Origin of the sequence: Chromobacterium sp. S0633 (assembly GCF_024158805.1) — a bacterium.
Lineage (GTDB): Bacteria > Pseudomonadota > Gammaproteobacteria > Burkholderiales > Chromobacteriaceae > Chromobacterium.
Genome location: NZ_JAMZGH010000085.1, coordinates 1 through 7,685, shown reverse-complemented (window position 1 = coordinate 7,685; position 7,685 = coordinate 1). Strand labels below are relative to the sequence as shown.

General features: G+C 67.9%; 6 protein-coding genes. 2 read left to right on the top strand and 4 right to left on the bottom strand.

Going from position 1 to position 7,685, the window contains the following annotated elements:
• Positions 1-3,311 (bottom strand): DUF4347 domain-containing protein (locus NK214_RS24455; protein WP_253315747.1); only part of this gene is annotated, 3,311 nt, incomplete at its 3' end.
• A 509-nt stretch (positions 3,312-3,820) separates the two neighbouring features.
• Between NK214_RS24455 and NK214_RS24450 the strand changes: the two genes are divergently transcribed.
• Positions 3,821-4,603: a class I SAM-dependent methyltransferase gene (locus NK214_RS24450; RefSeq protein WP_107801167.1), complete on the top strand. Its 783-nt coding sequence runs from the start codon at positions 3,821-3,823 to the stop codon at positions 4,601-4,603.
• On the opposite strand, the gene NK214_RS24445 is transcribed toward NK214_RS24450, so the two are convergent.
• From NK214_RS24445 to NK214_RS24435, 3 genes are read right to left on the bottom strand one after another with little or no spacing between them, the layout of a single operon-like run.
• Positions 4,575-4,928, bottom strand: coding sequence for an antibiotic biosynthesis monooxygenase (locus NK214_RS24445; RefSeq protein WP_253315746.1), 354 nt, complete (start codon positions 4,926-4,928; stop codon positions 4,575-4,577). The two genes, NK214_RS24450 and NK214_RS24445, sit on opposite strands and share 29 nt — an antisense overlap.
• Positions 4,925-6,031 (bottom strand): hypothetical protein, encoded by a 1,107-nt coding sequence (locus NK214_RS24440; protein WP_253315745.1) that lies wholly within the window; start codon positions 6,029-6,031, stop codon positions 4,925-4,927. The genes NK214_RS24445 and NK214_RS24440 overlap by 4 nt, the downstream gene beginning before the upstream one ends.
• Positions 6,028-6,654, bottom strand: coding sequence for a DUF6058 family natural product biosynthesis protein (locus tag NK214_RS24435; RefSeq protein WP_253315744.1), 627 nt, complete (start codon positions 6,652-6,654; stop codon positions 6,028-6,030). The genes NK214_RS24440 and NK214_RS24435 overlap by 4 nt, the downstream gene beginning before the upstream one ends.
• Before the next feature lie 80 nt (positions 6,655-6,734).
• On the opposite strand from NK214_RS24435, the gene NK214_RS24430 reads away from it, so the two are divergent.
• Positions 6,735-7,454: a helix-turn-helix transcriptional regulator gene (locus tag NK214_RS24430; RefSeq protein ID WP_253315743.1), complete on the top strand. Its 720-nt coding sequence runs from the start codon at positions 6,735-6,737 to the stop codon at positions 7,452-7,454.
• The last annotated feature ends 231 nt before the right edge of the window (positions 7,455-7,685 follow it).

Genomic DNA, 7,685 nt, shown 5'->3' with positions numbered 1-7,685 from the left:
CTGTTGTAGCTGGCGGTGATATTGCCCATGGTGCTGCCGTTGTTGGTGAAGGCCAGCACGTCCTGGCCGCTCTGGAAATTGCCGCTGATCGACACCGTGGCGCTGGCCAAGGTGCTGTTGTCCAGATCGCTGACCGTGAGGCCGGGATCCACCGCCACCGGCGTGGACGCGGTGTTGTCGCCGGCGGTGAAGACTGCGCTGCCGCCGCTGGCGGTGGCGATAGGCGTTTGATCCGTGGCCGTCACCGTCACCGAACGCGTGGCCACGCCGCTGCTGGCGCTGCCGTCGTTGACCTGGAAGCTGACGGTGCGGGTGGCGGAATTGGGCGTCACCGCCGTATCGGTGTAAGTGACCGCGCGCAAGGCCGCCTGCCATTGCGCCAAGGTGGCGCTGCCGCCGCTGGAGCTCAGCGTCAGCACCCCGGTGCCGGCGTTGTAGCTGGCGGTGATATTGCCCATGGTGCTGCCGTCGTTGGTGAAGGCCAGCACGTCCTGCCCGCTCTGGAAATTGCCGCTGATGGACACCGTGGCGCTGGCCAGCGTGGGGCCGGCGTTATTGCTCACCGTGATGCCAGAATCCACCGCCACCGGGGTGGACGCGGTGTTGTCGCCGGCGGTGAAGGCCGCGCTGCCACCGCTGGTGGTCACCACCGGCACCACCGCCACGCTGACGGTGGACGCCACGGCCAGCGTGGTGGTGTCCACGCCGCCGTTGCTGGTGCCGCCGTTGTCCTTGACGCTGGTCAGCGTCACCACCCGGTTGCCGATGGAGGGGCTGCCGTTGCTGTCGCGATAGGTGATGCCGTTGATCACGCTGGCCGCGGTGCTGCCGGAAACGCCGCTGCTGCTGATGGACACCGTGGCGGTGCCGCCGGACACCGAGACGGTGACGCTCAGGCCGTTGCCGCTGGTGGTGACCGAGTTACCGTTGGTCAGCGCCACATTGCTGCCGTCTATGGACAGGATTTCGCTGCTGCCGTCTTGCAGGCCGGACACGGTCAGCGTCAGCAGGATCACGCTCTGGCTGGATTCGACGGCGCTGACGCTGGCGCCGCTGAACACCGTCACCGCGGAGCCGCCCATCGTGAAGGTGGGATTGGAGGCGGTGGCGCTGCCGGTGGGCGCGTCGTTCACCGCGGCCACCGCCACCGTCACATTGCTGGAGCCGGTGCCGCCGCGGCCGTCGTTGACGCTGACGTTGATGGTGCGGGTGGCGGTGTTGGGATCGTTGCTGCTGTTGTTGTAAGTCAGCGCCGCCAGCAGGGTGGCCACCCGCGACGGGGTGGCGTTGCTGTTGAAGGTGACGATCAGATCATGGCCGCCCACGCCGTCGCCGTTGCTGGCGATCACGCCTATGCTCACGCCGCCCACCGTCACCACGCTGCCCACGCTGGTGCCGCTGGACAGGGACACCGAGCCGCTGGTGTCGACGCCCAGCACATCCTGGCCGCTCTGGCCGTTGGCGGAGATGTGCACGGTCAGATTGCCGCTGTTGAAGTTGGGGGTGTCGCTGTCCGTCACCGTGACCGCGGTGCCCACGTCCAGTTTCACCGCGCCGCCTTTCTCGGTGAAAGTGGGGTTGTCGCCGTTGAGGTTGCCGATCACCGGCGCGGAATCCGCCGCCACCGTCACCGTCTTGGTCACCGCGCTGCTGTTGATCGCGCCGTCGTTGATGGCGAAGCTGATGGTGCGGTTGCCGGTATTGGGCGACAGCGAGCTGTCGGAATAAGTCACCGCGCGCAAGGCCGCCTGCCATTGAGCCAGCGTGGCCGTGGCGCCGCTGGACGTCAGCGTCAGCACCCCGGTGCCGCTGTTGTAGCTGGCGGTGATATTGCCCATGGTGCTGCCGTTGTTGGTGAAGGCCAGCACGTCCTGGCCGCTCTGGAAGTTGCCGCTGATGGACACCGTGGCGCTGGCCTGGGTGCTGCTGTCGGAGTCGGACAGGGTGATGCCGCTGTCCACCGTCACCGCGGTGCCGGTGCCGCTGCTGTAGGCGCTGGAGCCGCCGCTGGCGGTCAGCGTCGGCGCAAAGCCGAAATTGATGGCGTTGATGGCGCCTATGCCTATCATGCCCGTCACATTATGGCCGCTGGCCGCCAACACCCGGAAGGAATCGATGCCCTGGAAGGCGCTGTTGCCGGACACGTTGAAAGTCACCAGCCCGCCGCTGCCTTGCAGCGCGTCGCCCACGTTCAGCGTCAGCGTCGCCCCGCTGACCGCCACGCCGTTGATATAACCGACCAATTGCAGATTGCCGCCGGAAGTGGCGGAATCGTAACCGTTCAGCACCACGCCGATGGAGTTCAAGGTAAAGCGGCTGCTGTCGTTGGACTTGACGCTGAAATAGGAGATGGGAATGGTGCCGTCGCTATAGCCGTCCACCGTTTCCGTGGTCACCGAGCCGGCCTTTTCGACAATAATCGTCTGGCCGCCGTTATTGGTGGAGCCCAATTGCAACGTGAAATCCCAGCCCTGGAGGTTGCCGGCGCTCACGGTACTGCCTGAGGGGTTATAGGTGTTGCCGTCCGATGTGGTGAAATCAGTGGTGCCCGTCACCGGCCGCGCCAGCAAGGCGTCATAGCTGAAATGCAAGGCATCCACGTCGATATGGCCGCTATTGCGCTCCAGCGTCCAGTCGCCGCCCAGGCGCGCCGCGCCGGTGGCGTCGGTGGACGCGGCCACGTCGGCCTGAGTGTAGCGGGACAGCGCGCTGACGAAGGCCGCGCCGCTGCTGCCGGCGGCGATGTCGCAGCCGTAGAGCAGGATGTCGCCGTCGGCGCGCAAGGATTGGCCTATTGTTTTCAGGTCCGCCTGGCGGCTGTCCAGCTTGGCCGTGGTCAGTTCCATGTTGCCCAGCATCAAATCCCCGCTCTGACCGTGGGAAATGATGTGGATGGCGGCGTAGCCATGGTGGGTTTTGGCCCACTCGGCGATCTGGCTCAGGCCGTCCTTGCCGGCGTTGAGCACCACCACCTCCATGCCGGCCGGCATTTGCGCCAGCAGGCTTTGGTAATTGGCGACATTGGATTCGACGAACACCACCTGCTTGGGCGGCGCGGTCGGCGCCAGCGCCGCTGCGAGCTTCTCCGCCAGACGCTCCACCGCGGCCGATCGCGGCGCTTCCGTCTGCGCCGGGCGTTCCGCCGGAAGCGGCGCGTCCGCATGCGCCGAGGCGGCGGCGGCCGTGGCGGCCGCCGCGCCGTCGAACATCAACCTGGGCTCCAGAGCCTGCAACAGCAGGCGCGAGCGCTTGAGAGCCGGTGTCTTCTTGTCACTGCCTTGCGATTGCCCCGCTGATTTCCACCACCCCATCACGCTCTCCCGGATTATTTCGGCTTAAGCGGCTGTTCAACATCTTGCGAGCAAGAGCGAGACAAGGCGAAGACGGCAGAGAAGGCGGAATGTACATACGGTACATAGGCCTTTCTTAAGACGTATCCGCCCGCTGACGCTTCACCAAGCGCAACAAGCATTGAACAGGCGCCAAGACCCAGATCGAACCACGCTTGCGACTACATCCCAAAAGCTGCTTAGCGGATTAGAACCTGTATCAAAGCAAAAATAAATGACAATTAAATAAATTCGAATCAGAACAACAGCGACACCGTAACAAACCGGGCAGCCGGCAAGCTGACAAAAGCTGTCAAGCGCGACCAAGAAGCCCCCTCTTTAAAAAATAGTTGTTCCTCACGCGAAGTAAGCTAAGTGCAAATACGTAGCACACATGATATTTGTTCAACATATTCAAAATCCCCCGGCTTGCCCTCGCCCGCCGCATCCCGTATCGTTCGTCCGCCGTCCGCCCATCCAAGGATTTCTCCATGCCCGCCACCCCGCTGTACTGCGCCCGTCCCGACCGCCTGGACGCCGCCCGCCTGTTGAGCCAGCGCTTCGCTCTGCCGCTGCTGGAACAACGGCCGGAGCAGGGCTATTGGCTGGAATTGGGCGAACAAAGGCTGGAACTGCTGACCACCGGCAAGCACGGCGCGGTGTATGCGGAATTCGTCGAGGGCGCGGCCAAGCATCGGCGCGAACAGGGCGGCGGCCGCGGCCAACCGGTGGCCAAGGCCATCGGCCTGAAAGGCGCCAAGGAACTGCCCTATGTGGTGGACGCCACCGCCGGCCTGGGCCGCGACAGCTTCGTGCTGGCCGGCCTGGGCTGCCGCGTCACCCTGGTGGAGCGCTCGCCGGTGGCCGCCGCGCTGCTGGCCGACGCGCTGGAACGCGCCGCCGGCCACCCGGACACCGCCGACATCGCCGCGCGCATGCATCTGGTGCACGCCAGCTCCATCGCCTGGCTGGCCGCGCTAAGCGAGGCCGAACGCCCGGACGTGGTGTTCGTCGATCCGATGTTCCCGGACACCGACAAGAAAAGCGCCGCCGCCAAGAAGGACATGCAGGCCTTCCAGCAGGTGATAGGCGACGATCAGGACAGCGCCGCGCTGCTGCAAGCCGCCATCGCCGCGGCCAAGAACCGCGTGGTGGTGAAACGGCCGCGGCTGGGCGCGGCCATCGAGGGCGTGAAGCCGTCCGCGGTGCTGGACGGCAAATCCACCCGTTTTGATCTTTACGTGATCAAGGCCTTGCATCCAATTCAGGGCTGACGCCATCGGGCGCTTGCGCCCGCTCGTTCATCCCATAATCCCGCAGCACCGCCGCCACCCGCAGCCGGTAATCGGCGAACAAGGCCTCCCGGCCCTGCCGCTGCGCCGCGCGGTGCGGCTCCAGCCGCCGCCAGGCCGCCACCGACGCCTCGTCGCGCCAGAACGACAGCGACAACATCTTCTCCGGCCGATTCAGACTGACGAAGCGCTCGATCGACAGAAAACCGTCCGCCTCCGCCAGCTCCCGCCCCAGGCGTTCCGCCCAAGCCAGATAACCGTCCCGGCCGCCTTCGGCCAGCTCCACCTCGAAAATCACCGCAATCATTCCGTTCTCCCTTTCTCGCCATAAAGGCGCACCCGCGCGTTGGGCAGCCGGCGAAAACGCGCCGCCGCCGTCAAGTCTTGCCAATCCGGCCGCGCCGCCGCCAATGCCGCCAGGCCGCCGCGCGCGATCTCCAGCGCCAGCGCCCGGCCCGGGCAGGCATGCCGGCCGGCGCCGAACATCAAGGCCTCGCCCGGCCCGGCCGGGTCCAAAGCCGCCGCGGCCAACACCACCAATACCGAAGCGCCGGCCGGCACCGTCTGGCCGCCATAGGACCAATCCCGCGCGACGAAACGGCGGGTGTTGTGCAAGACCGGGTCCCGCAAGGCCAGCCCATCCCACTCCTCCGCCGCGCCCGCCGCCAGCGGCCGGCCCTGGGCCTGATGCCAGACAGCGGCGGCGAACAGGCCGGCGCCGGCGTCCAGGCTCTGGAACAGCAGGCCGATCACATTCGCCGTCAGCGTCGCCTCATCCGGAGCCAATTCATTCTTCAGCTCAGCCAGCATGCCGCCGGCCTGCGGCAGCGCCTCCGCCACCCGCGCCTGCAAAGCCGTCAAGGCCCGCTCTCCGCGCTCCAGCGCCTCTACATCGGCATCCGCCGCCAACGCTTGCGCCAGCGCCGCCGCCTCCGCGACCAAGGCCGGCGCGTCCGCCGCCGGCAGACCCAACAAGCCGGCCAGCGTCAGCACCGGCAAGCCCTGCGCCATCCGGTCCAGCACCTCGCCGTTCAAAGGCTCGCGCATCAGCCAGTCCCGCGCCAGGCTTTCCGACAAGCGCCCGGCCTCCGCGCCCGCCGCCGTCGCCAAGGCCCGGCTCAAGGCCGCCTTCAGCGCCGGATGGCGCGGCGCCTCGCTCATCCGCGCCCACAGACAGAACGTGCGCGCCAAGCCGCCATCGCCCAACTGCGGCGGCGCCGCCTGATCCAGCGGCCGCACCCGGCACTCCGGCGCGGCCAACACCGCCTGCGCCGCCGCGTGGCCGGCCGCCACCCACAAGCCCAGGCCGGCGTCAAAATACAATGGCCGCCGCTGCGCCAGATCCTGATAATAGGGATAGGGATGGGTGTGAGTCACCGCCGCCAGCGGGTCCAAAGGCCAAGCGCTCATATCGCCTCCATCAGGTAAAGCCGCCGCGTCAGTTCCACGCAGCGGGCACGCGAACTAGCCGCCCGCTCATGCGGCGCAAACGGCGCCGCCACCCCGTCCAGCGCCGTCACCGCCCAGGCCAGGCGCTCGCGCCGGGCCGGGTCCAGCGCGGGCCGGCGTTGCCGCTCGGTCAGCGCGTCGATCAAGGACACCAGCGCCTCCTTCTGCGCAATCTCCCCCGGCAAGCCGGCGCGGGTGCACACCCCGTAGCCGCCGGCCAGGAAATCCCCCCACGCCGCCTCCCAATCCGGCTCCGCCTCGGCGGGCGGCAATTCCAGCGCCGCCAGCCCGGCGCGCCACTGCCGGCCGAAACAGGCGCGCAGGCGCTCCGGATCCCCGTCCAAGGCCAGCGCCTGGCCCAGCCAGCACAACATGCCCTGCGGATACCAGGCCGACTCCGCGCTCAGCGCCGCCGCGCCCATGCAGGACGCCGCCTCCCCGCTCAGCGTCAGCCGGTAGGACGGCCACGGCGCCGCGCCGGCCCGCTGCCAGCCTCGCAGGGTGTCCAGGCTCACGCCGCTGCGCGCCAGCAAGGCCGGCTCGCTCAGAAAATGGCTATGCAGATAGCCCAGCAAATCCTCCACTCCCGCTCTCCTTGTTCAAGCTTGACGATGGGTTTATCGTAGCCGGCGGCATCCGCCAAAGTTTCAGCCGAGGATGAACCATGCTTGCAGCCCCGCACGACCGCATACCCGACATCAGCCGCCTGGCCAGCCTGCTGGCCGACCCCGGCCGCGCGCTGATGCTGCTGCTCTTGCAAGACGGCCGCCTCTACCCGGCCAGCGATCTGGCCCAGGCCGCCGGCCTGTCGCCGCAAGCGGCCAGCAACCATCTGGCCAAGTTGCTGCACGGCCAGGCGGTGCGGGTGGAACAACGCGGCCGCCACCGCTATTACGGCCTGGCCAGCCCGGCCATCGCCCACGCGCTGGAAGCGCTGTCCGCCGCCGCCGGCGAAAGCCGGAGCGCGGTGCGTCCCAAGGGCAATGCCGACATCCGCCTGGCGCGCAGCTGCTACGACCACCTCGCCGGCCGGCTGGGCATCGCCGTCGCCGACTTCCTGCAACAGCAGCAACTGCTGCAACGGCGCGAGGAGCGCGAGTTCGCGGTGACGCCGGCTGGCGCGGACTGGCTGGCGGCGCGGCTGGACATTCAACTGGCCGGCATCGCCCGCCCGCGCCGGCCCTTGGCGCGCGCCTGCCTGGACTGGAGCGAACGCCGCGACCACATCGCCGGCAGCCTGGGCGCGGCCTTGTGCCAAGCCTTCTTGCAGCGCGGTCTGACCGAGCGCCGCAGCGACAGCCGCGCCTTGCGGATCACGCCGGCCGGTTACGCCTTCTTGAAGCAGGAATGTGGAGTGGGCAGCGAGCAGTTGCGGGGGGAGTGAGGCGGTTTGCGCGAGGGGGCGCGGCGGATGAGTCCTTGGGCAGTGTCGGCGGAGGGTACCCTCCCTCCCAAGCAAACCATCCGCCGTAGGGCGGAGCACAGCGATACCCACGCGGAAACGCGATGGAACCGATGCTTGGACCTTGGCGGCGGGCTTTGGTGGGTATCGCCTACGGCTCCACCCACCCTACAAATACCCCCGACCAAACCATCCGCCGTAGGGTGGGTGGAG

What these genes read in the sequence shown, in the direction of transcription:
- NK214_RS24430 (WP_253315743.1), top strand. Translation starts at nt 6,735, where the DNA reads ATGCTTGCAGCCCCGCACGACCGCATACCCGACATCAGCCGCCTGGCC.
- NK214_RS24450 (WP_107801167.1), top strand. Translation starts at nt 3,821, where the DNA reads ATGCCCGCCACCCCGCTGTACTGCGCCCGTCCCGACCGCCTGGACGCC.
- NK214_RS24445 (WP_253315746.1), bottom strand. Translation starts at nt 4,928, where the DNA reads ATGATTGCGGTGATTTTCGAGGTGGAGCTGGCCGAAGGCGGCCGGGAC.
- NK214_RS24440 (WP_253315745.1), bottom strand. Translation starts at nt 6,031, where the DNA reads ATGAGCGCTTGGCCTTTGGACCCGCTGGCGGCGGTGACTCACACCCAT.